This is a genomic window from Ancylobacter pratisalsi (genome assembly GCF_010669125.1).
Classification (GTDB): domain Bacteria; phylum Pseudomonadota; class Alphaproteobacteria; order Rhizobiales; family Xanthobacteraceae; genus Ancylobacter; species Ancylobacter pratisalsi.
In genome coordinates this window covers 3884890-3909301 of sequence record NZ_CP048630.1, presented here as the reverse complement: position 1 = coordinate 3909301, position 24412 = coordinate 3884890, and the positions used below count along the sequence as shown (strand labels likewise).

The window sequence follows — 24412 nt, the reverse complement described above, 5'->3', positions numbered from 1 at the left end:
TCAGGTCCTTGAATGATCGCGCGCACTTCGGGAGAAGGGCGCCATGAAACGAATGCGATGAACCGGCCGCGCCACGGACTCAGGCCGCCCGATTTCGCGGCTGAGATAGACCGCAAGCGCCATTGAGATGGCGAACTCGCCCGGCGTGAACACCAGCGAATACACCGCCGACGTCACCAGCATGAAGACGATATAGTCCGACAGCGCCAGCACGATGGGATCGTCCACCCCGCGCGTGGCCTTCAGCACCAGGTAGAGCCCCCAGCCATACAGCATGGCGAGCAGCGCGGCGCCAACCAGGCCATACTCGAAGATGACCCCGAACCAGCCGATATCGGCGATATAGAACTGGGTGTTGCCGAAGATGTCCGCCAGCGTCACGCTGCCAAAGCGCGTGGTGCCGCCGACGCCGAACAGCCAGCGCCAGGGATTGTCGCCCAGGAAATTCGCCGCGAGGCCCAGCGAGGTCTGGCGCACCGTCAGCGAGCCACCCAGCGACTGCGCGAGGTTCTGCGCATTCTCCACCGCGAGATAGCCGATGCCGAGCGGCACGATCGCGAGGAACAGGCCGATCGCGACCAGCCGGCGCTGCGGGGCCATCGACGTCACGATGATGTAGCCGCACACCAGGAACATCGCGCCGATGGAGGTGCGCTGCTTGAAGATGGTCAGCAGCAGCACGAAGCCGATCGCCACGCCCACCGCCGGCAGCCAATGCGGGCGACGCATGAAGCTGCGCGTGAGAAAGAACAACAGCAGCGCCCCGAAGAACATCGGCATGTAGATGCGATAGCCGCGCTCTTCCTCGATCATGAACAGCTTGCCCAGCTCGGGATTGTTCACGTACCAGCTCAAGGGCACGACCAGCCACAGCAGCAGCATGATCGCGAAGGTCGCGACGCCGAGGCCGATCAGCACCGCCCGCGTGCGCCGATAGCTCGGCGCTACCCAGACCAGCATTCCCGACAGCGCGAAATAATAGGTGAGCGGCCAGATCTTCACCGTCGTCAGCAGCGCGTCGGTGATGCCGTTCCCCAGGTTCACCATGGAGATGAACGGGTTGAACCCAAGCGTGTAGGCGAAGAACAGCATGAAGGCCGTCTTGCCCGGCAGGCGCAGCCAGACCAGCCCGTAGACGCTGAAGGGCACGACGAGAATGGGCCATGCCTTGGAGAGCAGGTAGGGAACGGGCAGTTCATTGAGGTAGTAGAAGGTCTGCGCGAACAGCGGCAGGGTCGCGACCAGGATGAAGGTCGTCATCAGCCCCGGAAAACGTTCGTTGGAGATCACCGCCGGCATCGGGCTGAAGCTGCGCGGGAGGCTGACCACGGCCTCGCGCGCCCGCCCGCCGGCGGCGCTCACGGCCGGTCCTTTCGGGGATCTGCCATGCCGAACGCGGCCGGCTTCAGGCGAGCCTCGATGGCGATCCGGAAGATCGGCAGGGAATCCACGAAGACCCGCCGCGCATGACCCAACGGGTTTCGCATCAGCCTGTAAGCCCATTCCAGGCCCGCATTGCGCACCCACTGCGGCGCGCGCGGCGTCCGTCCGGTGGCGAAGTTGAGCGCGCTGCCCACGCACAGCCCGGTTCCCACCGCGCCGCCACGCTCCAGGATCCGCAAGGCCAGATATTCCGACTGCGGCGCCCCGGTGACCAGAAAGACATAGCGCGCGGGATGGGCGAGCACGAAATCGACGCAGGCCTCGACCGCGGCGGGCTGCTCGATGAAGCCCATGGGCGGCTCGTGCTGCGCCACCCGCGTCAAGCCGAAGCGCGCCATGAGCGCCTCGCGCACCCCGTTCCCGCCTCCGATCACGGTCACCGCATCGTCCGGCTTCATGTGCTCGCCGAGCAGCACCGCGGTCACGTCGCTTCCCGGAGCCAGCGGCAGGTCGAGCCCGAAGAGCCGCCGCGCCAGCATATGCGGCACGTGCCCGTCGAGCAGCCGCAGCCAGGCATGGGACACCGCGTCGCGAAAACGCCGGTCGCGCAGCCGGATCAGGCGCGTGAAATGCGCCGCATTCGGCGTCACCACATAGGCGAAGGGCAGGCCCGGCCTGCGCGCGGCAATGTGCGCGGCGGCAGCGTGCGTGCCGAGCCGGGCAATCGGGACGCCGAGATACACGACCTCCTCAATCTCGCCCTTGGGCGCATCGCTGTGCATGTCGGCCATATCGGTGAACATAGGTGCCACCGGCAAAGGATCCTTGAAGCCCGCCCGATCAGGGCACCACGCTGCTTTGAGTGCCGAGCGTATAGTTGAAGCTCCGCTGGAACGGCACAACTTTGTTGATGAACTGGTCGATCCAGACATTGAGCTCGGCCACAGAGCTGCGCGGCACATAGACAATGTCGCCGGCGGCGAGCTGAACGTCGTCCAGCGTGAAGCCGGTCTGGATGATGTCCTGCACATTCACCAGCCGCAGCATCGGCATATTGTCCGGGCCACGGCGAATGATCGCCACCTGCCCGGTACGCGCCTCGTCGGTGAAGCCGCCGGCGGTCAGGATGCTCTGAAGCGTGCCCGCGCGCATCTCGGAGATGTTGTAGGGACCGGGCCGCTCGACCATGCCGCCGATATAGACCTTGGCGGAGACCGCATCTTCCAGCGCGATCACCACCTTCTGGTCCGCCAGTTCCGCGCGGGAGGCGCTGCGCACCACCTGCTGGGCCCCGGCCAGCGTCAGTCCCTCGACCTTGAGCTGACCGATCGCGCGCGGCGCGATGGTGCCATCCGGCGAGACGGTGAGTTCCTCGTCCATCTCGCGGGTCAGGAAGTACTTGATCTTCAGCTTGTCGCCCGCCCCGATCCGGTAGGGCGGCAGCTGGCTGCTCCACGGGCGGAAGCCCTGCGGGTTCACCTCGGTGAAGCGCAGTTCCTGCCCGGTGGTGAAGGTATCATTCGGCGATTGCGGCTTGCCGACCGAGCCGGTGGTCTGCGAACTGGTGGTCTGACACCCGGCCAGCACCAGCGCACACAGCGCCACACCCGCCAGCCCCGCCCATCGGGCCGCGAGCGGGCGCGGCGCTCGCGAGCGCGCCGGCGCGTGGCCCACGGTGGAGAAAGGCTCGCCATGCGGGCGAAAAAGCATCGTGTCGGCTCCCGATCGGCCAGCACACCACCCCAGACGCAACGCCACCCCGGCCGCCGCCGGGAACGGCGGAGGTGTGCCTGGGAAACGCGGCTGGGCGGTTCAGTCTGGTGAGCCAAAACCTAAACGAACGCAGTTAATGAACGTTTAATGGTTAACCCATTGTAGAAATAGAATTTTTAAGCCGGCTTAGCGCTCGCAGCGCACCCCCGGCCGGAGCACCTTCTGGTAAAATGGAACCAGATCGATCCGCGACACGTGGCGCCAGATCGCGTTCTCGTAGGGCGGGCACAAATTCATCATCGCCGAGGTCGGGTTGCCCTTCCACCCATCGGGAACATGGACCTGCGCCGACAGCACCCCCAGCGAGAACTGGGGCTCATTGGCCCACCAGCGTGTGGGCAGGACGACGCGGAGATAGTCGCGCAGCGATTTTCGCGCGTCATAGGGGAACGGATCGATCCGCGGATCGATCTCCGCCGTCGGTAGGTCGGTAATACCCGCCTGGGCCCGCAGCGGCGAGGCGCCAGCGCACGCCAGCAGCGTGACGACCAGCAATTGCTTCAACAATGGCCTTGCGGCATGGCGTCTCGCATGGTTCATGCCGCGCGGGTCCTGCGATACGCGACGATGGATCCTGCGCGCAGTTTCCCTCGCCCGCCGGTCGAATCTTTGATTTCGAACATGAAGCTCCCAGGCCTTTCCACTCTGCACCGGCATGTCGCCACGTATGGCGTGTATGCGGGCGCGCTGATGGTGCGCGGTACCGAGCTTGTCGGCAAGCTGGGCCTCTACATGCTGGCGGCCCGCATTCTGGGCGCGCATGAGGCGGGTCTGTTCTTTCTTTGCATCACCTGGGTCGGCCTTGCCGCGACAGCGGCACGGGCGGGGTTCGAAAAGGCGACGGTGCGGCATATCGCCAGCGAAATCGCCCTCGGCCGGCTGGATACGGCCCGCGCAGCCATGCGGACCGGCGCCCTGTGGGTCTTCCTTGGGGGCGTCGTCGCCACGTTCCTCACCCTCATCATCGCCACTCCCGCGGCGACCCTCATCTTCGCCGACCCCAGCCTCGCCCCGCCGCTGCTCATCGCCGCCGTCGCCATTCTCCCGCAGGCGCTGTGCTTCTTCGTCGCCCATGCCCTGTTCGGTCTCGACCGAGGCGTGGCCGGCCAGTTCGTCCAGAATGCGTCCTGGCCGATCTTTACTCTCGGCGCCATGCTGGCCGGTGTTCGTTCGCTCGATGGCATCCTCTACGCGCTCGCAGCCGCCAATCTCGCCTCCATGCTGATCGGCGTCGTATTTCTGGTGCGCGCGCGTCCGGACCGGATCGCGGTGCGCAAAGGTCCCAAGAGCGCTTCGACCCTGCCCGAGCTGTGGCGCACCGCGCTGCCGCTGGGCGTCGTGGAGGTGGTCCAGGTATCGCTGACGGCGATACCGATCATGCTGCTCGCCGCCGTCGCCGCGCCGAGCGTGGTCGGCGCCTTCAGCGTGGCGAACCGGCTTTCACAGCTGATCTGGGTCGTCATCATCGCCATCGGCTCCATCGCCGCGCCGCGTTTCGCCGCCCTGCACCGCCTGCAGGACTGGGCCGGGCTGCGGGCGCAGAACCGGCGGGCGCGGCTTCTGGTGGCACTGGCCGGCCTGCCCCCCATCGCGCTGATGATGCTGTTCCCCGCCACCATCCTGGGTCTCATCGGCCCGGGCTACGAGATCGCCGCGACCGCGCTGGCGATCATGTGCCTCGGCCAGTTGGTCAACTGCCTGCTGCCGTGCCAGGACATCATGCTGGCGATGACAGGCCAGGGCAGCGTCCTGCGCTGGCTGAACTTCGCCCAGCTCGGCACCTGCATCGTGGCGGGCGCGCTGCTGGTGCCGGCCTTCGGCATGACCGGCGCGGCGGTTCTGAGCGCACTCGTCATCGCCCAGGGCGCCGTGGGAACCACGTTGATGGTGCGCTGCCGCTTACCCCAGGCGCTATAATCGCAAAATAGCGCAGTATTTGCTGCCATGTTTACGTCCCGTTAGCCACGGTTCTTCAGATTTGCGCCGTACGATCCTCGAAGAGTGAGCTGCGCGATACTGCGCGATCGAGGCAATGGGCCCTGAATATGTCGATGACGTCCAGCTTTGCCGGCCAGATGGAGGGGACTCATCCCCACCCCGGAGGCGAACAGCGTCCGTCGAGCTTCACCCTGCGCGATTTCCTCATCGCCGCGTTCTTCCACATCCGCATCGTGCTGCTCGTCGCCCTCGTGCCCATCGGCCTTGGCGTGGCCGCCGCGACCCTCTCCAAGACCGAATACACCGCGTCCAGCCTGGTCATGGTGATCGTCAGTCGCGAGGTCACCAACAACCAGAACGTCACCGGCTCCGGCCCCTCGGTCCTGTCCATCGAAGGGCTGAAGCAGGTTGAATCCGAGGTGCAGATCCTCGAAAGCGCGGATGTCATCCGCACCGTGATCGAGGCCATCGGCCGCGAGCGGCTGTTCCCGCCCAGCCTGGTGTCGCGGCTCAAGGACATGCTCTCAAGCAATGGCAGCGTGATGGACACCGCCATCGAGCGGTTCCGCCGCGAGTTGCGGGCCAGCGTGCTGGACGGCTCCAACGTGATTCAGGTGTCCTATACGAACCCCGATCGCGAACTGGCGATCGAGGCGTCGGACAAGGTGGTCGAGGTCTACATGGCGCGCCGGCGCGCCATCATGGAGAACCCCACCGCCCGCATTCTCATGAACGAGGTGGAGCGCTTCAAGCGCGAGCTTTCCGCCGCCGATGCCGCCATCGAGGACCTGAAGACGCGCGTGGGCATCATCGATTTCGCACAGGATGCCGTGCTCGCGGCCAACCAGGTCGACGCCGTGGTGCAGCGCCGCCGGCAGGTCGCGGAGCGCCGGGTCGCGGTCGCCGGCCAGATCGCGGAAGCCGAGCGCCAGCTCAAGGAGCTGCCCGAGACGGTGTTCGACTTCAGTCAGAACAGCGACGCCCTCGGCAATGACGACGACAACAACGCCCTCTCGCGGCTGCTTGTCGAGCGCGACCGGCTGTCGATGCAGTACGCGGCGAATGGCTCGATGATGCGGGAGATCAACCGCAAGATCGACACCATCCGCGCTCAGATCGCCAGCCGCAATGAGCGCAACTACCAGACCAGCCGCGACGTGCGAAACCCCTCGATCGGCTACGTGAACAACATGGTGCTGTCCCTGCGCATCGAGCGGGACGCGCTGGACCAGCAGGAAAAGGAGCTGGCGCAGCAGCAGGTCGAGGCCGAGAAACGGCTGACCGAGCTACGCACCGCGGAAACCCAGCTTGTCGAACTCGACCGCCGCCGCGACACCCTCAATGAGGGCTATCGCGAGTATCTGCGCCGGGCCACCGCCGCACAGATCGAGGAGGCCGCCGCCGCCGAGCGCGAATCCAATATCCGGCTGGTGCAGGAGGCCGGCGCCGCCGTCACCAACCGCAGCATGCGCCTGCCATTCCTGGCCGCGGGCCTTCTGGGCGGCGTTCTGTTCGGCGCCGCCGCCGGTGCCGTCGCCTCGGCCCTGCGCTCGTCCTTCATCATGCCGGTCGAGGCCGAGCGCGCCCTCGCCCTGCCATTGCTGGGCGAGGTGGGCAACCAGTCGCGTGCCGACGATCCGCTGGCGAACCAGCACGATGTCGCCGCCCTCGCGGCCCTGCTGCTCGACACCCAGGTCGACGAGCGCCCCGTGCGCACCATGCAATTGGTCGCGCCGGGTGAGGACGAGGCGCTGTCGCCCCTCGCCGCCGGCGTCGCCAACGAGATCACCGTCCAGCGCGGCCTGCGCACCCTGCTGGTGGATCTGGCCGGCACCGCGGAAACCGCACCCGATCCCTCCGCCCGCGAGAAGGGTGGCCTGACGGTGATGCCGACCACGACGCCGCTGCTGTGGACGCTGGCGAGCCGCCAGGGTTCCACGCTGCTCGACGTGCGCCTGCCCATGACCCAGGCCCGGCAACTGATGGAGCAGCTCGGCGGTGAGTTCGAGGCGGTCGTGTTCTGCTCCACCGCCCAGGACCCCACCGGCGTCACCGCGCGGCTTGCCCCGCTCGTCGATGGCAATGTCCTGGTGCTGCGGGCGGAAAAAACCCGCAAGCAGCAGGCCCTCGCGCTCGGCACGGCGGTGACCGAGAGCGGCGGCGTCCCGCTCGGCTTCGTCTTTCTCGGCCGGCGCTACCTGCTTCCCGCCTGGATCTACCGGCTTACCTGAACCGTCGCCGGCTCGGAGGCCTGCGCCTGCGCCTTCAGTTCCCGGACGAAGGCGTCGACCAGCGGCTGCTCGCCCTTCAGGCGCCGTGTCGCGGCGAAATGGGCGGAATCGAAGCCGTAGCTTTCCGGTCGCAACACCCGCATCTGGCCGCGCCGCGCCCAGTCCTCGCCGATATGGCGCGGTAGGTAGCCGATGAAGTGCCCGGACAGGATCATCATCACCTGCGCCTCCATCTGCACGATGGCGGCGCTGGCGCGGGGATGGTTCACCCGGTAGAGGTCGTCGAGGTGGCGATAGCTGCGCACCGAGAACAGCGCCTGCTCGATCCGCTGATGGGTGATCTCGCCGTCTTCCAGCGCGAACAGTGCGTGGCCGGCCCCGCAATAGAGCGCCTGCGATTCGCGGTGCAGGGGAATGTAGGTGACGCCGGGCAGCTTCTGCGACAGCGGCCCGACCACGATATCCCGCGCGCCCTCGATCAGCGCCCGCTCCAGCGCCAACGGCGTGCCCAGCTCCAGGTCGACGAACACTTCGGACGCATAGGTCATGTAGCGCGACAGCGCGGTCTGCAGGCCAAGGCGCGGATTGGTGACAACGCCGTCGACAATGCCGAGCCGCAGCCGCCCGACCAGATGCCCCCGGCCCCGCCCGATGCGCCCCTGAAACGCCTCGACCTCGTCGAACAGCTCCCGCGCGGCGGTAAACACCGACTGGCCGAACGGCGTGAGCCGGAAACCGGAGCGCCCACGCTCGCACAGCTGGCCACCCAGCTTGCGTTCCAGCGCGGCGAGATGGGTGGACAGCGTCGATTGCGAGAGATTCAGCGCGATCTGCGCATCCTGAAAGCCGCCCTCTTCCGCGAGCACGAGGAAAACGCGCAGCAGCCTGAGGTCGATATTGTCGAGCCGGCGCATGGGGCGAGCCATTCACATTGAGATTTGTCGATGTAAGTTTCCACTAATTCCTATTTTCCTGAAAGTGAATCTGCGAGACGATGCCGCTGCCCTGAAAAGCCGCCCCTTCCTCCACCGCTGAACCGGGAGCTTGCCGTGACCCTGGACGGACTGTCCGGACGCACCGTCCTTGTCACCGGCTCCAGTCGGGGCATCGGCTTCGGCATTGCCCGCGCCTTCGCCGCGGCGGGTGTCGAGCTTCACATGCTGGCCGAGGACGAGGGCATCGCGGAAGCCGCCGAGCGGCTGGGCGCGCAGGCCCATCGCGCGGACATCACCTCGTCCGAGGCTGTTGCCGAAGTGGCCGCCTCCCTGCCCCATCTCGACGTGCTGGTGAACAATGCCGGCCTCGAGCTCGTCACGCCGTTGGACGATGGCAGCTCGGGCAACGAGGCGACGTTCCGCCGCGTGGTCGAGATCAACGTGGTCGGCACCTTCCTCGTCACCCGCGCACTGTTGCCAAGCCTCGGCCATGGCGGACGCATCATCAACACCGCCTCCATCTGGTCGCGCGGGGCGGAGGCGCTGTTCAGCGCCTATGTCGCCTCCAAGCACGCGGTGATCGGGCTGACCAAGACCTGGGCGAAGGAACTCGGCCCGCGCGGAATCACCGTCAATGCGGTCTGCCCGGGCTGGGTGCGCACCGAGGCCTCGCTGCGCTCGCTGCACGCAATGGCGGCGCGCATGAAGGTCGCACCTGATACGCTGCTGGACGAAATCGTCGCGGCGCAGATTCTTCCGGGCTTCATGGACCCGGACGACGTCGCCGGCACCTATCTGTTCCTGGCCTCCGATCTCGCCGCCAACATCACCGGCCAGAGTCTCGGGGTCGATCGCGGAGAATACCCATGGTGAAGCCCCACGAAGGCCTGCGCATCATTGTCACCGGTGCGGGAAGCGGCATCGGCCGGGCCAGCGCGGATGCGCTCGCGGCGGCGGGCGCGCGCGTGATCGGCTTCGACCTGCACCCGGCGGAGCAGTCGAGCTGGCCGACGATCATCACCAACGTCACCGACGAGAACGCGGTGGTGAACGGAATGGAGGTCGCCGTCGACCAGCTCGGCGGTCTCGATGCCATCGTGAACTGCGCCGGCATCTGCGTGGAGACCCCCCTCGACAGCTTCGATATCGATACCTTTGAGCGCATGGCCGCGATCAATGTGCGCGGACCGATCCTGATGGCGCGGGAGGCGCTGCGCCATTTCGGCGAGAGCGGGCGCATCGTCAACATCGCCTCGGAGCTGGCCTATCTCGGCCGCGCCGGCTTCTCCGGCTATGCCGCCACCAAAGGCGCGATTCTTACCCTCACCCGCTCCTGGGCCCGCGAGCTGGGTCCGCGCGTGCAGGTAAATGCGGTCGCGCCGGGCCCGGTGGACACGCCCCTGCTCGATTTCGAGAATATGAGCGAAGAACTGAAGCGGCTGGAGATTAGCAATCCCTCTGCCCGCATCGGTCGTCCGGCCGAAGTAGCCCAGGCGGTGCTGTTCCTCATCAGCCGCCACACGACATTCATCACTGGCCAGTGCATCAGCGTCGATGGCGGCGCGGCCATGCACTGAGCGATCCATCGGGGGAAACCACATGGTCGACAGCGTCCGTCTCGACGAACTCAACTGGCTCGAATTCGCGGCAAGGGTTGCCGCAGGCGCTCCGGTGCTGCTGCCGCTCGGCTCCACCGAGCAGCACGGACCCCATCTGCCGCTGAACGTGGATGTCACCCTGCCCACCGGCGTGTGCGAGCGGGTGGCGAAGGAGGTCGGCGGCCTCGTTGCCCCCACCTTGGCCTATGGCTGCAAATCGATGCCGCGTTCGGGCGGGGGCGAGCATTTCCCCGGAACGCTGAGCCTTGACGCGCACACCTTCGCGCTGATCATCCGCGACGTGATCCGCAATCTCGGCCGCCAGGGCGTGCGCCGGCTGGTGCTGGTCAACGGCCATTACGAGAATATGGGTCCCTCGATCGAAGGGCTCGACCTGGGCATGCGCGAACTGCGCCGCGACGGCATCTACGACATGGAAGTGATGCGCCTGGAGTACTGGGACTTCGCCCAGCGCGCCACGCTCGACACCCTGTTCCCGGACGGTTTCCCCGGCATCGACCTTGAGCATGCCAGCCTGCTGGAAACCTCGCTGATGCTGATGCTGCGGCCGGATCTGGTCGAGATGGAGAAGGTGCCGGACGATGGCCCCGCGACCTTCCCGCCCTACGACAAGTTCCCCCTGCCGGAAGACTTCGGGCTGCCCCATTCCGGCGTCCTTGCCGTCGCCACCGGCTCGACCGCCGAGAAGGGCGAGTTGCTGATGGACGACTACGTCACCCGCATATCGGAGGCGATCCGCAAGGAATTCCGCCTCTAGCCGCGCCCTCTTCCGGCCCGGCGCCTCACCCGGCAGGTCGCCGGGCCGGAAGCCTTGCGCGCGCCTCCTCACGCCCCCTCCCATCGCCCCTTCGAGAGCCCCATGACAGGCAAGTTCGAGCCGCTTGATTCCGGCACCATCCCCCGCTTTGCCGGACTGCCCACCTTCATGCGCCTGCCGGTCGCCGAGCCGGCGGAGGTCGACATCGCGATCATCGGGCTGCCCTTCGATCTGGGCACCACCAACCGCGCCGGCACCCGCCACGGCCCGCGCGAATTGCGCAACCAGTCGAGCCTGATGCGCCGCGTGCACCATGTCACCGGCCTCTCGCCCTATGACCGCGCCCGCGTGGCCGATTGCGGCGACGTCATCATCGATCCGTTCGACCTGATGCGCTCGCTGGACCTCATCACCGCCCATTATGCCGGCGTACGCACCGCCGGCGCGCTGCCGCTCACCGCCGGCGGCGACCACCTCATCAGCCTGCCGATCCTGCGCGGGCTGGCCAGCGACGGACCCGTCGGGCTGATCCAGTTCGACGCCCATTCGGACACTTACGACACCTTCTTCAACGGCAGCCGCTACACCCACGGCACCCCGTTCCGCCGCGCCATCGAGGAAGGACTGGTCGACCCGAAGCGCTTCGTGCAGGTGGGTCTGCGCGGGGCGATCTCGGATGCCGGCAATTACGACTACGCCCGCGATGTCGGTGTGCGCATCATCTTCATCGAGGAGTTCATCGAGCGCGGCGTCGCCGATGTCATGGCCGAGGTCCGCGCCATCGTCGGCGACCAGAAAACCTATGTCACCTTCGACATTGACGGCATCGATCCCTCGCAGGCCCCCGGCACCGGCACGCCCGAGATCGGCGGCTTCTCGACCCGCGAGGCGCAGGCCATGGTGCGCCTGCTCGACGGGCTGAACATCATCGGCGCCGACCTCGTCGAGGTCGCCCCGCCCTTCGATCCCTCTGGCCTCACGGCCCTGACGGGCGCCACCATCATGTTCGAGCTGCTGTGCGTGCTCGCCGGCGTCGTGGAAACGAAAGGAAAGCTCTGATGGCTCACGGTTATGAGAGCGGCCGGCTGGACCTGCCTTTTGTCGGCATCTGCACCTTCGGAAAATACCCGCTCCAGCTCGACTGGGACCTGATCGATGCCGACGTCGCCGTGCTCGGCGCGCCGTTCGACCTCGGCACCCAATGGCGCTCGGGCGCCCGCTCGGGCCCGCGCGCCATCCGCGAGGCGTCCACGCTGTTCGCCTTCGGCCATGCCGGCGCCTACGACCACGAGGACGACGTCACCTATCTGGCCGCCGAGACCACGCGCATCGTCGACATCGGCGACGCCGACATGGTGCACACCGACACCGAGCAGAGCCACGCCAACATCGAGTATGGCGTGCGCAAGATCCTGAAGGCGGGCGCGCTCCCGGTCGTGCTCGGCGGCGACCACTCGATCAACATCCCCTGCATCGAGGCGTTCTCCGACGAGGAGCCGATCCATCTGGTGCAGTTCGACGCCCACCTCGACTTCGTCGACGAGCGCCACGGCGTGCGGCGCGGCCATGGCAATCCGCTGCGCCGGGCGGCCGAGAAGCCCTACGTCACCGGCCTCACCCAGCTTGGGATCCGCAACGTCTCCTCCACCGCCCGCGAAGGCTATGAGGCGGCTCGCGCCATGGGCAGCGATATCCTGAGCGTGCGGCAGATCCGCAAGCTCGGTACCGAGGCGGTGCTGGCACGCATTCCCGAGGGCCGGCGCTACTACGTCACCATCGATATCGACGGCTTCGATCCCTCGATCGCTCCCGGCACCGGCACGCCCAGCCATGGCGGGTTCGCCTATTACGAGGTGCTGGAGCTGCTCGACGGGCTCACCAAACGCGGCACCGTCGTGGGCATCGACCTCGTCGAAGTGGCCCGCGAATACGACCCGGCCGGCGTGACATCGATTCTCGCCGCGCAGGTGCTGCTCAATTTCATCGGCCGCATCCTGCACAACCGCGCACGCTGATTCGTCCCTGGCGCCGCGTCAGTTGCCGGCTGCGGCACGGCAAACGGCGGCGCGAGAGGTGGCAACGGTAACCAAAAACCACTCGGGAGACGGCGACAGGAAGTACGCCTCCCGTTGTGTAGTGCATGATCCGGTTTTCTTTAGTTTGCCTAGTCTTGTCGGCGTGAGGGGAAAAGACCTTCCCGCATTGTTTGTGTCATACTCGCGCCGCGCCGTGGCGTCACGATTCTTGGACGAACGGCCCGATAGTAGCTTTGTGTGGGAGTGGGCGCATGGCAGCCAAGCCGGCGAATGAACGCAACGATTCCTTGAGCGCACCCGCTCCCGAGGGGCTGGCATTCACCGTCCCTGGCATAACGTCCATCGACACGGTCCTCGATAACCCGGTCGAGACCCAGGTCACCCATCTGGAGATTGCGCGCCTTATCGAGCGTTCGCATCGCCGGTTTCTGGATCTTCTGCGGGTAGAGTTGACCCGGCTGGGCACGGACGACATCAGCCCCTCGCAGGTCATGCTTCTCTTCACCATCGGCAATGACGAACTGTCGGTGCGCGACCTTCTGGAGCGCGGCCACTATCTCGGCTCCAATGCGTCCTACAATCTCAAGCAGCTGGTCGAGGCGGACTATGTGCACCGCGCCGCCTCCCAGCGCGATCGACGCTCGGCCCGGCTCCGGCTGACGGACAAGGCGCAGCGGCTATGCGACGCTGTCCGCACCATGCAGGACAATGTTCATCGCCCGAATAGTCAGAACTCGATCGACGCCAACGACCTCGTCACGGCGTTCACGGTGCTGAGGCGGCTTGAGCTGCTCTGGACCAGCGCGCTGCGCTACGGCGAAACCGGCTGAGGCCAGCGCCGGCCCTCCCCGCTCCCGGCCTTCTGCCGCTCGCAACGCTCCCGCGTGACGCTCCGTCTCAGGTGATCACGCTCGGCTCTGTGCGGCCGGTACGGCCCTCGATATCGGGCAGCACCCGCGCCACCGAGATCAGATCGGCGAGCGCCGCCTGCGTCTCCTGGTCGTGGCGCGCCGGGTCGGGCTCGAAACGCTCGATATAGACCCGCAGCGTCGCCCCCGCCGTCCCCGTGCCGGAGAGGCGATAGACGATGCGCGACTGGTCGGTGAAGAACACCCGCACGCCCTGCTTCGTCGTCACGGAGCCATCCACCGGGTCGTGATAGGCGAAATCGTCCGCGCGCGCGATCGTCAGCCCCTTCACCACCGTTCCCGGCAGGCTTTCCAGCTGGCCGCGCAGAGTCTCCATAAGCCCGTCGACAGCCGCGGAATCGACCTCTTCATAGTCGTGCCGGGTGTAGTAGTTGCGGCCATATTCCGCCCAGTGCGCGCGCACGATCTCGTCTACACCCTGCCGGCGCACGGCGATGATGTTCAGCCACATCAGCACCGCCCACAGGCCGTCCTTCTCGCGCACATGGTTGGAGCCGGTGCCGAAGCTCTCCTCGCCACAGACAGTGGCCAGGCCGGCATCGAGCAGGTTGCCGAAGAACTTCCACCCCGTCGGCGTCTCGTAGCAGGCAACGCCGAGCTTGGCGGCCACGCGGTCGGCCGAGCCGCTGGTCGGCATCGAGCGCGCGATGCCCTTTATCCCCGCCTTGTAGCCCGGTGTCAGATGCGCATTGGCGGCGATGATGGCAAGCGAATCCGACGGCGTGACGAAGCGCCCCCGGCCGATGATCATGTTGCGGTCACCATCGCCATCCGAGGCCGCCCCCAGATCCGGCGCGTGGTCGGACATCAACAGGTCGGCGAGTTCCTTGGCGTGCACCAGGTTCGGGTCGGGGTGATGCCCACCGAAATCGGGCAGCGGCTCGCCATTCACCACCGTGCCGTGCGCGGCGCCCAGCGTGTCCTCCAGGATCGCGTGGGCATAGGGCCCGGTCACCGCGCTCATGGCGTCGAAACGCATGGTGAAGCCGGACGCGAACAGGTCGCGAATGGCGTCGAAGTCGAACAGCGTCCCCATCAGCTCGGCATAGTCGTCCACCGGATCGACGACATCGACCACCATGTCCCCGACCCGGGTGATGCCGAGCGTGTCGAGATCGATGTCCGGCGCGTCGAAGATGCGGTACTCGCGGATCGACGTGGTGCGCTCGAAGATCGCGTCGGTCACATGCTCGGGCGCGGGGCCGCCATTGCCGACATTGTACTTGATGCCGAAATCGCCATGCACGCCGCCGGGGTTGTGGCTGGCGGAAAGGATGATGCCGCCGAAAGCCTCGTGCTTGCGGATCACGCAGGAGGCCGCGGGGGTGGAGAGAATGCCGCCCTTGCCGATCATCACCCGGCCAAAGCCCGCCGCCGCCGCCATCTTGAGAACGATCTGGATCGCCTCGCGATTGTAGAAGCGGCCATCGCCGCCGATCACCAGCGTCTCGCCCTCGAACCCCTCGAGGCTGTCGAAGATCGACTGCACGAAGTTCTCGACATAATGCGGCTGCTGGAACACCGCGACCTTCTTGCGCAGGCCCGAGGTGCCGGGCTTCTGGCCGTCGAAAGGCGTTGTGGCGACGACGCGGATCATGGTTTCCCCCGAATTCCACTCAACTCGATCCCGCACGGCGACAGGCCGGGCAGGACACACAGGTTCACGGCGCGTCCGCGCCTACTTGGCCGTGAGATGCTGCAGCAAACCGGCCGACGAGCCGGAAAGGCTGTCCGGCGCCGTGCCACTCTCCACCGCCGGCAGCAAGGTGCTGGCCAGCTCCTTGCCAAGCTCCACGCCCCACTGGTCGAAGCTGTTGATGCCCCAGATCGCGCCTTCCACGAACACGCGGTGCTCGTACAGCGCGATGATGCGGCCGAGCGCGAAGGGGTCGAGCTTGTCATAGGCCAGCGTCACCGAGGGCCGGCTGCCGGGAAACACCCGGTGCGGGGCAATGCGGTCGGCGGTGTCCTCATCGCGACCGGCGGCGAGCAGCTGCGCCTTGGCCTCGGCCTCGGTGCGCCCGCGCATCAGCGCCTCGGACTGCGCCAGGCAGTTGGCGATCAGCATGGCGTGCTGGCGCTTCAGCAGCGGATCCTTGTCTTCGTTATGCCCATGGGCCGCGATCAGGAACTCGACCGGAATCGGGCTGGTGCCCTGGTGGATCAGCTGGAAGAAGGCGTGCTGCCCGTTGGTGCCCGGCTCGCCCCACATCACCGGCCCGGTGTCATACGCCACCGGCTTACCCTCCAGCGTCACCCGCTTGCCGTTGCTCTCCATGTCGAGCTGCTGGAAATAGGCCGGCAGGCGCGACAGGTGCTGGTCATAGGGAATGACCGCGCGGGTGGCGTAGCCACAGACATCGCGATGCCAGACACCGACGAGGGCGAGCAGCACCGGCAGGTTCTGCGCCAGCGGCGCGGAGCGGAAATGCTCGTCCATCGCATGGCCGCCATCGAGGAAGCGGCGGAAATTGGCCGGGCCGACCGCCAGCATCACCGGCAGGCCGATCGCCGACCACACCGAATAGCGCCCGCCGACCCAGTCCCAAAAGCCGAATACCCGGTCCGGCGCGATGCCGAAGGCCGCCACCTTGTCGAGCGCGGTGGAAACCGCTGCGAAATGGTGCCCCACCGCCGGCTCGCCCAGCGCCTCCACCAGCCACGCCCGCGCGGAGGCGGCATTGGACATGGTCTCCTGCGTGGTGAAGGTCTTGGAGGCGACGATGAACAGCGTCGAGGCCGGGTCGAGCGGCGAAATCGTGTCGAACAGGTGCGCCCCGTCGACATTGGAAACGTAATGCGAGCGCGGGCCATCATGATAAGGCGCCAGCGCCAGCGTCGCCATGGCGGGGCCAAGGTCCGAGCCGCCAATGCCGATATTCACCACGTCGGTGATCGGCTTGCCGGTCCATCCGGCGAGCTTGCCGGAGCGGATACCCTCGGCGAAGCGCGCCATGTCGGCCAGAACCTGCGCCACGTCGGCGCGCACATCCTGCCCGTCCACGTTCAGCGGCGTGGTGCTCGTGTCGCGCAGCGCGGTGTGAAGAACCGCACGATCCTCGGTGACGTTGATGTGCACGCCCGCGAACATCGCGTCGCGCTTTTCCTCGACGCCGGCGGCCTGCGCCAGTTCGATCAGTATCGCCAGCGTGTCGCCGGTCAGCGAGCATTTGGAGAAGTCGAGCAGCAGGTCGTCCAGCCGCACCGAGAAGTCGGCGAAGCGATTGGGGTCCGCCGCGAACAGATCGGCGACGTGCTGGCTCTTGCGCGCCGCATGGTCCGCGGCCAGCGCCATGAAGGCGTCGTCGATCTTGTCACTCATGCGATCCTCCGGACACATAGGAGGGACGGCGCGTCACTCGCTTCGCCCCATACTCTTCTTCACCGCCTCGATAAGCTGCTTGAGCGTAAAGGGTTTCGGCAGGAAGCCGAAATCCGCGCCCTCCGGCAGGTTCTTGGCGAAGGCTTCCTCGGCATAACCCGACATGAATATCACCTTGATGTCGGGATTGGCCGCGCGCAACTCCTTCAGCAGCGAGGGCCCGTCCATTTCCGGCATCACCACGTCGGAAAGCACCAGCTCGACGTCGCCGCCATGCTCGGCCATCACCTCCAGCGCCTCGACGCCCGAGCCCGCTTCCAGCACCTGGTAGCCGCGGGACACCAGCGCGCGGGCGGCGAAGGCGCGCACCGCCTCCTCGTCCTCCACCAGCAGCACGGTGCCGCGCCCGGTCAGGTCGGCCGCCTTGGCCGCCGGTTCGGGCTCGGCCACCTTCGGCGCGATTTCCACCACATCGGGCACATGGCGCGGCAGGAACACCCGGAACACCGTCCCGCGCCCCAGCTCGCTCTCCACCTGCAGCGTGCCGCCGGTCTGCTTGACGATGCCGTAGACGGTGGAAAGGCCGAGCCCGGTGCCCTTGCCCACTTCCTTGGTGGAGAAGAACGGCTCGAAGATCTTGTCCAGAATGGCGGGAGGAATGCCGGTGCCGGTGTCGATCACCTCCACCAGCACGTGGTCGGCGCGCGGCACCCCGGACTCGCCCGCCTCGCCATAGGGCTCCAGTTCGTCGGCGCTGAGATTGACGGTGCGGATGGTTAGCAGGCCGCCCTCGGGCATGGCGTCGCGCGCGTTCACCGCGAGGTTCACCACCACCTGTTCGAACTGGTTGAGGTCGGCCTTCACCGGCCACAGATCGCGCCCTTCCTTGACCTCCAGCTTGATGGTCTCGCCCAGAAGCCGGCGCAGCAGCATGGACAGGTCGCTCATCACGTCGCCCAGGTTCAGCACCTGCGGACGCAGCGTCTGGCGGCGGGAGAAGGCGAGCAGCTGGCGCACCAGCCCGGCGGCGCGGTTGGCGTTCTGCTTGATCTGCATCACGTCCTGGAAGGACGGGTCGGTCGGCCGGCTATTGGCCAGCAACAGGTCCGAATAGCCGATGATCGCGGTCAGCACATTGTTGAAATCGTGCGCCACCCCGCCCGCGAGCTGGCCGACCGCCTGCATCTTCTGCGATTGGGCGAACTGGGCCTCCAGCGCGCGCTGCTCGGTGGTCTCGACCACGTAGAGGATCGCCGCCTCGCTGGCCTCGCCATCCTTCACCGGGGCGAGATAGAACCGCGCCGAGCGCCCGCTGTCGCGGTCGAGCGCAAGGTCGATCGGCCCTGGCGGGGCATGGCCCTGCACCGCCTCCGCCACGGCGGCCTCCAGCGGCGCCCGTGCCGCTCCGCCGACCAGATTGGCGACCCTGCGCCCCTCCGCCGCGTCCGGCCCGCCGAACAGCCGGGCGAACATCGCGTTGGCGCGGGCGATGCGGCCCTCCCCGTCCACCGTGGCGATGGCCACCGGCGAATTGTGGAAGAAGCGAGCGAAACGCACCTCCGCCGCCCGCGCGGGGTCGCCGGCCGCATCTTCGCGCGAGCGGTTGACCACCAGCGTCCGCGAGGCGCCTGGCGTGCTGTCGGAGGCGAAGGCGACCCGGTGCCAGATGCGCACCGGCAGCGCCTGCCCGTTCTTGCGCCGGAGATCGAGGTCGAGCACCTCGGTTCGCACCCCACCCGGCACCGGGGCCATGCCGGTCAGCAGCGCCGCCGCCGGACCGGGCACGATGTCGGTAACCGACAGACCACCCGGCCCGAACTCGGCCAGGTCGTAGCCGAGCCAGTCCACCAGGGTGGCATTGATGTAGTGGATCGCCCCGCCTGCCGCGGCCGAGAAGAAGCCAGCCGGGGCGTGATCGAGATAATCGATGGCGTGCTGAAGTTCGAGGAAGGCGTTTTCCTGCCGCTCGCGTTCGCGGGTCAGGTCGCTCACCGTCCACACCACGGCCCGCCCGCCCCGCGCGGCACGGCCCGCCGGGCGCGCGCCGAGCCGGAGCCAGCGCACCGGCAGGCCGGGAACCGCGACGCGCACCTCCTCGGTCAGCGCCCGCCCCTCGCGCACACCCTGCGCCAGGCGGTAGATCGCCTCCGATGCGTCGGGATCGCTGGTGAACAGGCGTTCGACCGGGCGAATCTCGTCCGGGCTCGCGGCGCCGGTGATCTCGCCATAGCGCGGGTTGGCGTAGAGCACGCGGCCGAGCGGGTCGACGATGCTCATGCCCTCGCCCGAACTGTCGACGATGCGCCGCGCAAGCTCGTCGCACGGATCGGGCACGCCGAAGCGCAGCAGACCCGCGGCATAGGCGAACAGCGCGAACACGCCGACCACCGCCAGAACCGTCAGAAGTCCTATGATCCAGGGATCCGCCTTGTCTCGGCCCAGCAGCAACAGGGAGGCGACCGCCCCCACGAGCGCAAGCGCAACAACCAGCACGAGCCGGATGCTGCCGCCGATTTCCGGGCGACCAGTGGTGGGATCGTCAGGTGCGCTTTCCGCCATGTCGATGCTTAGGGCCCCCCTCGCCGCCGGGCTCGAAGCGGGCGATTCAACCTCATACCTTGGTGCCTGACCCGGCCTCATCGGGCAAGGGCCGATTCGGCCGGAGGCGCGCTTATCCGGCTTCCACCTTCACGGCGGCGGCGCGCAAACCGGTGCCGCGCGGCCGGCTTGGAGCGCCCGCGCCACGGGCCTGCCCCCTCCACAATCATCGCCGCAACAGCCTTCCCCCTTGCCGCTCCGCCGCTTCCGCGACACAAAGTGCGGGAAAAGAGCCATCGGCGGCGCAACACATGCGGCGCGAGGCTTGGCTGAGGAGAAGCACCCCATGACGGAAATGCTGTCCGCACTGACCGGCGCAGGCAATACAGGCCTGATGCTGGCGCTTGGCGGCGCCATCGTGCTCGTTCTCATCGTGATCGTGTTCGGCCGGCGTTCGCGCCGGCGGGGCATGCATGGCACGGCGGGCGGGCACCGACTGGCCGTGCTCGATCATGTCCAGATCGACGATACGCGGCGGCTGGTGCTGATCCAGCGCGACGAGGTCCAGCATCTCGTCATTCTCGGCGGGGGCAGCGATTTTCTGGTGGAAAGCGGCATCGGGGCGGCGCCCGCCACGGCGACGCATCCTTCCGCGCCTCCCATTGCCTCCGCGCCTCCCATCGCCTCCACGGCGCCCGTTGCCGCCCACCCGGCCCCCACGGCCCCTCTCGCGAAGGCTCCCGAGCCGGCCCCCGCTCCGCTCGCGACGCAGGCCCCGGCCCGGCGTGCGGCACCGGAAGAGCCGGCGCGGCCGAGCCCCGTCATCACCTCCGCCACGCGCGGCAGCGAGGGTGGGCCGCGTGTCGCGGTGAAGGTGGACGCCTTCTTCGCCGGCATGGTGGACCAGCTGGAGGAGACACTGCGCCGCCCCAACCCGGCCACCGAGACCTCCCCGCGCACGGCCCGTTCGGCGCCTCCTGCGGCGCCGGCGCCGTCTCCCGCCAGCGCTCCTCCCGCCGAGAACGCGGCCGGCGAGCGCCCGGAGCCAATCATCGCTCCCCTGTCCTTCGCCGACAGCCGGCCGGCGGACCGGGCGCCCGAGATCCTGCCCCCGCTCACCGCGGCGAATGGTGACGCGCCCGGCGCTCCGCCTGCGGCGGCGGCGAGCGAGGCCCCCATGACGGTTGCCCCACGGCCGGAAGCGCGACTTTCGGGAGCGCGCCCGTCCGAGGCGCGCCCATCCGACGTTCCCGCTCCCGAGGTTCTTCCCCCGGCCTCGGCCCCCTCGGCCGCCGGCCGCCCGCCGGAGGTGCTTCCCCCCTCCGCGACCGACCGCGCCGCCTCCAACGAGGCTTTCGAGGCCGAAATGGCGAGCCTTCTCGGCCGCACCCGGCGCACCTGATTCGGGGCGCGCCCGAGAGCTACGGAAACGAAAACGGCGGCCCGCAGAATGCCGGGGCCGCCGTTTCCAGTTTGATATTCCCTCGCGGGGGCCGGTCCGGTTCGGCACCGCCCCGAAAGCGGATCAGTCGTCGCGATACACCCGCTCGCGCCGTTCGTGGCGCTCCTGCGCCTCGATCGACAGGGTCGCGATCGGACGGGCTTCCAGCCGCTTGAGCGAGATCGGCTCGCCGGTCTCCTCGCAATAGCCGTAGGAGTTGTCGTCGATCCGCTCCAGCGCCGCGTCGATCTTGGCGATCAGCTTGCGCTGCCGGTCCCGGGCCCGCAGCTCGATGGCGCGGTCGGTTTCCGACGAGGCGCGATCGGCAATGTCCGGGTGATTCTGATTTTCGTCCTGAAGATGCTGCAACGTCTCGCGCGCTTCCCGCAGGATGTCGTCCTTCCAGTGCAGCAGCTTCAGGCGAAAATATTCGCGCTGCCGCTCATTCATGAAAGGCTCGTCCTCGCGCGGGCGATATTCCTGGTCGATCTCCACCGACATCGGCCTTCGTCCTCGTTTTCGGGGGCCACCCCTCTTGGGCGGTGCTTATAGCCTTACGCACCGTGCCGTACAACAGTTCTCATCGTCATCACAACGACACGAAATGCTGGATTTTTCAGCACCTTGCGCGCCAAAAGCGGGCAATTCACAAAGGTGGGGACAAGCAGTTCTCATCGCCCGCCGTCCGGATCGAGACCGTCGGCGGTGTCTACATCCCCACCCCGCCCCGCCCTCATGTTGTTCGCAGTGCGATCATCGCGCCGGAACGCAGACTGTTCTGTCGAGTAGAGCATCCACGCGATGGTAGACCAGCGTTACTTGGCGTCTTTGCGCTGGGTCAAGCACAGGCTGTGATGCCTCTACGTGGAGACACCTGCGGCAGGCATGGACTTGCGTGAGAGAACACGGGTGTGATCTTGGCTGCCCTCGCCAAACCACGTCTTCACTCTCGGCGGCCCGTGGCGGGACGGCGCGGCCGAGTGTTGTTTTCTTGGCGTCACGCTAGGCGCATGAGTCGCCCAAGGCTGGGCGTGCCGGGCCTGCAGCGGGTCCCCGCGCCGATTTCCGGACGGCCCGGAGCGCGCCCGCCGCGCCCACGCATTGCCCGCCTGAGCGGATGTGATTCGCGCGCCACGCGCCGACACGCACCCCAAACGACAACCGCCCCGTCAGCGGCGGCGCAAGAGCGCGTGCGGACGGGGCGGTGGATCACACGGAAGCCGGGGCGAAAAGCCCGCGGCCCGGTCTCACTCGAAGCCGAGGAAGAAGGTGTAGGAGAGCGAGACGCCCGCCTGGAACTGATTGCGGTCGCCGTTCTGGACAACCAGCGGGCTGTCGGCGGCGTCGTCCATCAGATATTTGTACTCTGCGAACACCGAACCGAGAATGTTCGGCGTGAAGCGCTTCAGGATCTGGCCGCCGAAGCCCACGGAATAGATGCCGCCGCCGGCTTCGTAAGGCGTCAGATTGTTGCCGAGCGCCTGCGCCGCCGCAGCTTCCTCGTTCGACACGCCGAAATAGGCATCGGTGTAGCCCGAGCTTGCCAGCGTCATGCGCGGACCGGCGGAAAGCGCCATGCCGCCCCAGAATTCGGTGAAGTGCACGGCGTCGACCGCGAAGTCGGCCACCACGCCGTCGAAACCGCCGAAGCCGTAGCGCAGTTCGGTGCGCAGGCGCAGCCAGTCCGCAGGCCACCACTGGGCGTAACCACCGACCTGGTAGGCGTAATCGACATTGTTCATGCCGCGCAGGTCATCGGAATCGCTCGCGTCGCGCTTCCAGTTGATCTGTCCGACGACACCGGCCTCGAACGCGCCGGTGTCCCAGAGCGCAATGCTGGCGCTGTCGTTGAAGCTGCGCCAGCGGCTCAGCTTGTCGGCGCGGCTGATGTAGATGATCGGCTTGAAGGCGAACTCATAGTCGTCCGAGCCGGCATAATCGGGCTGGACCATGGCGTAGCCGCCAAGCGTCAGCGTCCACTCACGGTCGATCGAGGCCGGAGCCTTCTCCACCGCCATGGGCGACGTTTCAATGTCAAGATCAGCGGCCTGCGCCGGCAGAGCCAGCCCCAACATCCCCGCGACTACAAAAAACCCGGCAACGCCGCTCGCCCGCATCACTCACATCCCATTCGTCATGTCAGCCTTATTACAACATGAGCGCATGCCATTGGTTGCCGAAAAGTCACGTTAACTTATTGCCTGCGCAGGGAAGCCGCCCGCAAACGCAGCTCGGCGGCAAGCCGCCCGAGCGCGCCGCCGGTGTCGACCAGGCCGAAGGGAGCGAACATCTTCCAGCGCTCGTCGCTCTCCACGATTCCGGCCGCGACCAGCTCGCCCGCGATCGCAGCCATCGCCACGCCGCGCCCGCCAAGGCCCGAGGCGATCCATACCCCCGGTTCGAGCCGACCGATCAGCGGCATGGCATGGACCGCATAGGCCATGGTCCCCACCCAGGCGTGCTCGATCCGCACCCCCTTCAGCGTCGGGAACACGGCGCCGATCTCCCCGGCCAGCCGCGCGGCCAGCCGACGCGGCGGGGCGGCGCGGGTCGAGGCGCCGCTTCCCCACAGCAGCCGGTCGCCGATCCGGCGGAAAGAGGGACCGGCCCGGCGCGGGTCGCAGACGCCGCCGGCATACTGCACCACCGCGCCCAGCCGGTCGCCAAGGTCCTCGCTCACCCCGATCGCGGAGGAGATCGGCATCACCGCCCGCCCCGCTGCCGGCAGCACCCTGCCGCTCGGCACGCCGGCGCAGAGCACAACATGGTGGGCGCGCACCCGCCCGGATTCGGTCTGTACGTGCTTGCGCACGCCGGCAAGGTCGCCTTCGCGCGCCTCGGTGGCCTCGAACAGGCGCACGCCCTGCGTTTCGAGGTCGTTCGCCAGATGCAGGGCCAGCGCGAGCGGATCGAGATGAAACGCCTCGGGGAAGTGCAGCGCCTGCTGGTAGGTCGGCGTGCGCAGCACATCCTGCAATTCGCGCGTCGACCAGGGCTCGCAGGGCGTGTCGAACCGGTGCGCCAGCCAGTCGGCGCGGCGCCGGTTGCGCGCCTCGTCTTCATTCATCCATACGTCGAGCCGGCCGGCGACGGGTCGAAGGGCGGCGTCCGGCCCGGCGCCATGGGCCAGCGCACGCACCATTTCGACGCCCTCACGCGACAGCGCCCACAAGGCGCGCGCCGGCTCGATGCCGACACGGCGCACCAGCTGTTCCAGATCCAGCGAGAAGCCCGGACCGACAAAGCCGGCATTGCGCCCCGAGGCCCCGGCGCCGACCCGCGCACGGTCGATCACCACCACCTCGTGCCCGCGCGCGGCCAGCGCCCGCGCCGTCCACAGCCCGGCGAAGCCGGCCCCGATCACGCAGACGTCGCAGTCGATATCCTGCGTCAGCCGACGTCGCGGCGCGGGCACCTCGTCCCGGCCGAAGGCAAGGGCTCCATAGAAGGTATCGAAGGGCGATCCGGTCACCATTGTCGGCTGCATCGCACTCCACATCGCGCAAACAT

General features: G+C 67.6%; 20 protein-coding genes. 9 read left to right on the top strand and 11 right to left on the bottom strand.

Translation table 11 applies throughout. From position 1 onward, the window contains the following. From G3A50_RS18270 to G3A50_RS18255, 4 genes are all read right to left on the bottom strand, one after another. Nucleotides 1-1362: a hypothetical protein gene (locus G3A50_RS18270; protein ID WP_163076577.1), complete on the bottom strand. Its 1362-nt coding sequence runs from the start codon at nt 1360-1362 to the stop codon at nt 1-3. After that, nucleotides 1359-2186, bottom strand: coding sequence for a WecB/TagA/CpsF family glycosyltransferase (locus tag G3A50_RS18265; protein ID WP_210255166.1), 828 nt, complete (start codon nt 2184-2186; stop codon nt 1359-1361). The genes G3A50_RS18270 and G3A50_RS18265 overlap by 4 nt, the downstream gene beginning before the upstream one ends. A 37-nt stretch (nt 2187-2223) precedes the next feature. Beyond that, nucleotides 2224-3093, bottom strand: a complete 870-nt coding sequence (locus G3A50_RS18260; RefSeq protein ID WP_163076576.1) for a polysaccharide biosynthesis/export family protein — start codon at nt 3091-3093, stop codon at nt 2224-2226. A 189-nt stretch (nt 3094-3282) separates the two neighbouring features. Beyond that, nucleotides 3283-3696 (bottom strand): hypothetical protein, encoded by a 414-nt coding sequence (locus G3A50_RS18255; RefSeq protein WP_163076575.1) that lies wholly within the window; start codon nt 3694-3696, stop codon nt 3283-3285. An 81-nt stretch (nt 3697-3777) separates the two neighbouring features. Here G3A50_RS18255 and G3A50_RS18250 point away from each other — a divergent pair, with 81 nt between their 5' ends. Together G3A50_RS18250 and G3A50_RS18245 are read left to right on the top strand one after the other, a co-directional pair. Further along, nucleotides 3778-5073: a lipopolysaccharide biosynthesis protein gene (locus G3A50_RS18250; RefSeq protein WP_163076574.1), complete on the top strand. Its 1296-nt coding sequence runs from the start codon at nt 3778-3780 to the stop codon at nt 5071-5073. A 134-nt stretch (nt 5074-5207) separates the two neighbouring features. Next, nucleotides 5208-7325 carry a Wzz/FepE/Etk N-terminal domain-containing protein gene (locus tag G3A50_RS18245; RefSeq protein WP_246251860.1) on the top strand — a complete coding sequence of 706 codons (2118 nt, stop codon included), beginning with the start codon at nt 5208-5210 and terminating at the stop codon, nt 7323-7325. Here G3A50_RS18245 and G3A50_RS18240 read toward each other — a convergent pair. Then, on the bottom strand, nt 7310-8251 hold the full coding sequence (locus G3A50_RS18240) for a LysR family transcriptional regulator (RefSeq protein ID WP_246251857.1): 942 nt from the start codon (nt 8249-8251) through the stop codon (nt 7310-7312). The two genes, G3A50_RS18245 and G3A50_RS18240, sit on opposite strands and share 16 nt — an antisense overlap. 123 nt (nt 8252-8374) lie before the next feature. On the opposite strand from G3A50_RS18240, the gene G3A50_RS18235 reads away from it, so the two are divergent. From G3A50_RS18235 to G3A50_RS18210, 6 genes are all read left to right on the top strand, one after another. After that, nucleotides 8375-9133, top strand: a complete 759-nt coding sequence (locus G3A50_RS18235) for an SDR family NAD(P)-dependent oxidoreductase (protein ID WP_163076572.1) — start codon at nt 8375-8377, stop codon at nt 9131-9133. Further along, the gene (locus G3A50_RS18230) at nt 9127-9837 is read left to right on the top strand and encodes an SDR family NAD(P)-dependent oxidoreductase (RefSeq protein ID WP_163076571.1); all 711 of its coding nucleotides are present in this window, start codon (nt 9127-9129) and stop codon (nt 9835-9837) included. The genes G3A50_RS18235 and G3A50_RS18230 overlap by 7 nt, the downstream gene beginning before the upstream one ends. A gap of 22 nt (nt 9838-9859) precedes the next feature. Continuing rightward, nucleotides 9860-10636, top strand: coding sequence for a creatininase (locus G3A50_RS18225; protein ID WP_163076570.1), 777 nt, complete (start codon nt 9860-9862; stop codon nt 10634-10636). Nucleotides 10637-10738: 102 nt separating this feature from the next. Then, nucleotides 10739-11695: an agmatinase gene (gene speB / locus G3A50_RS18220; protein WP_163076569.1), complete on the top strand. Its 957-nt coding sequence runs from the start codon at nt 10739-10741 to the stop codon at nt 11693-11695. Continuing rightward, a complete protein-coding gene (speB, locus tag G3A50_RS18215) occupies nt 11695-12651 on the top strand; it encodes an agmatinase (protein WP_163076568.1) in 957 nt (318 codons plus the stop codon). Before speB (G3A50_RS18220) ends, speB (G3A50_RS18215) begins: the two co-directional genes overlap by 1 nt. A 272-nt stretch (nt 12652-12923) precedes the next feature. Beyond that, complete coding sequence (locus G3A50_RS18210; protein WP_163076567.1) at nt 12924-13502, top strand: MarR family winged helix-turn-helix transcriptional regulator; 579 nt, start codon at nt 12924-12926, stop codon at nt 13500-13502. Between the two features lie 67 nt (nt 13503-13569). Here the strand turns inward: G3A50_RS18210 and G3A50_RS18205 are convergent, their stop codons facing one another. The 3 genes from G3A50_RS18205 to cckA all read right to left on the bottom strand — a co-directional run bounded on the left by G3A50_RS18205 (nt 13570) and on the right by cckA (nt 19482). After that, complete coding sequence (locus G3A50_RS18205; RefSeq protein WP_163076566.1) at nt 13570-15198, bottom strand: alpha-D-glucose phosphate-specific phosphoglucomutase; 1629 nt, start codon at nt 15196-15198, stop codon at nt 13570-13572. Nucleotides 15199-15279: 81 nt separating this feature from the next. Further along, the gene (pgi, locus tag G3A50_RS18200; protein WP_163076565.1) at nt 15280-16923 is read right to left on the bottom strand and encodes a glucose-6-phosphate isomerase; all 1644 of its coding nucleotides are present in this window, start codon (nt 16921-16923) and stop codon (nt 15280-15282) included. A 33-nt stretch (nt 16924-16956) separates the two neighbouring features. Further along, complete coding sequence (gene cckA / locus G3A50_RS18195) at nt 16957-19482, bottom strand: cell cycle histidine kinase CckA (RefSeq protein ID WP_163076564.1); 2526 nt, start codon at nt 19480-19482, stop codon at nt 16957-16959. Nucleotides 19483-19807: 325 nt separating this feature from the next. Here cckA and G3A50_RS18190 point away from each other — a divergent pair, with 325 nt between their 5' ends. Continuing rightward, a complete protein-coding gene (locus G3A50_RS18190) occupies nt 19808-20863 on the top strand; it encodes a flagellar biosynthetic protein FliO (RefSeq protein WP_163076563.1) in 1056 nt (351 codons plus the stop codon). 123 nt (nt 20864-20986) lie between these two features. Here the strand turns inward: G3A50_RS18190 and dksA are convergent, their stop codons facing one another. The 3 genes from dksA to G3A50_RS18175 form a co-directional block, all read right to left on the bottom strand. Then, complete coding sequence (gene dksA, locus G3A50_RS18185; RefSeq protein WP_163076562.1) at nt 20987-21403, bottom strand: RNA polymerase-binding protein DksA; 417 nt, start codon at nt 21401-21403, stop codon at nt 20987-20989. Nucleotides 21404-22149: 746 nt separating this feature from the next. After that, nucleotides 22150-22920: a MipA/OmpV family protein gene (locus tag G3A50_RS18180; RefSeq protein ID WP_246251854.1), complete on the bottom strand. Its 771-nt coding sequence runs from the start codon at nt 22918-22920 to the stop codon at nt 22150-22152. Nucleotides 22921-23096: 176 nt separating this feature from the next. Beyond that, nucleotides 23097-24389 (bottom strand): NAD(P)/FAD-dependent oxidoreductase, encoded by a 1293-nt coding sequence (locus G3A50_RS18175; protein ID WP_163076560.1) that lies wholly within the window; start codon nt 24387-24389, stop codon nt 23097-23099. Nucleotides 24390-24412: the final 23 nt, after the last annotated feature.

Excerpts from the sequence above, each read along its gene's own strand:
- dksA (WP_163076562.1), bottom strand. The coding sequence starts at position 21,403 with ATGTCGGTGGAGATCGACCAGGAATATCGCCCGCGCGAGGACGAGCCT.
- speB (WP_163076568.1), top strand. The coding sequence starts at position 11,695 with ATGGCTCACGGTTATGAGAGCGGCCGGCTGGACCTGCCTTTTGTCGGC.
- G3A50_RS18175 (WP_163076560.1), bottom strand. The coding sequence starts at position 24,389 with ATGCAGCCGACAATGGTGACCGGATCGCCCTTCGATACCTTCTATGGA.
- G3A50_RS18225 (WP_163076570.1), top strand. The coding sequence starts at position 9,860 with ATGGTCGACAGCGTCCGTCTCGACGAACTCAACTGGCTCGAATTCGCG.
- G3A50_RS18210 (WP_163076567.1), top strand. The coding sequence starts at position 12,924 with ATGGCAGCCAAGCCGGCGAATGAACGCAACGATTCCTTGAGCGCACCC.
- G3A50_RS18250 (WP_163076574.1), top strand. The coding sequence starts at position 3,778 with ATGAAGCTCCCAGGCCTTTCCACTCTGCACCGGCATGTCGCCACGTAT.
- pgi (WP_163076565.1), bottom strand. The coding sequence starts at position 16,923 with ATGAGTGACAAGATCGACGACGCCTTCATGGCGCTGGCCGCGGACCAT.
- cckA (WP_163076564.1), bottom strand. The coding sequence starts at position 19,482 with ATGGCGGAAAGCGCACCTGACGATCCCACCACTGGTCGCCCGGAAATC.
- G3A50_RS18205 (WP_163076566.1), bottom strand. The coding sequence starts at position 15,198 with ATGATCCGCGTCGTCGCCACAACGCCTTTCGACGGCCAGAAGCCCGGC.
- G3A50_RS18230 (WP_163076571.1), top strand. The coding sequence starts at position 9,127 with ATGGTGAAGCCCCACGAAGGCCTGCGCATCATTGTCACCGGTGCGGGA.
- G3A50_RS18240 (WP_246251857.1), bottom strand. The coding sequence starts at position 8,251 with ATGGCTCGCCCCATGCGCCGGCTCGACAATATCGACCTCAGGCTGCTG.
- speB (WP_163076569.1), top strand. The coding sequence starts at position 10,739 with ATGACAGGCAAGTTCGAGCCGCTTGATTCCGGCACCATCCCCCGCTTT.
- G3A50_RS18260 (WP_163076576.1), bottom strand. The coding sequence starts at position 3,093 with ATGCTTTTTCGCCCGCATGGCGAGCCTTTCTCCACCGTGGGCCACGCG.
- G3A50_RS18265 (WP_210255166.1), bottom strand. The coding sequence starts at position 2,186 with ATGTTCACCGATATGGCCGACATGCACAGCGATGCGCCCAAGGGCGAG.
- G3A50_RS18255 (WP_163076575.1), bottom strand. The coding sequence starts at position 3,696 with ATGAACCATGCGAGACGCCATGCCGCAAGGCCATTGTTGAAGCAATTG.
- G3A50_RS18245 (WP_246251860.1), top strand. The coding sequence starts at position 5,208 with ATGACGTCCAGCTTTGCCGGCCAGATGGAGGGGACTCATCCCCACCCC.
- G3A50_RS18180 (WP_246251854.1), bottom strand. The coding sequence starts at position 22,920 with ATGGCGGTGGAGAAGGCTCCGGCCTCGATCGACCGTGAGTGGACGCTG.
- G3A50_RS18190 (WP_163076563.1), top strand. The coding sequence starts at position 19,808 with ATGACGGAAATGCTGTCCGCACTGACCGGCGCAGGCAATACAGGCCTG.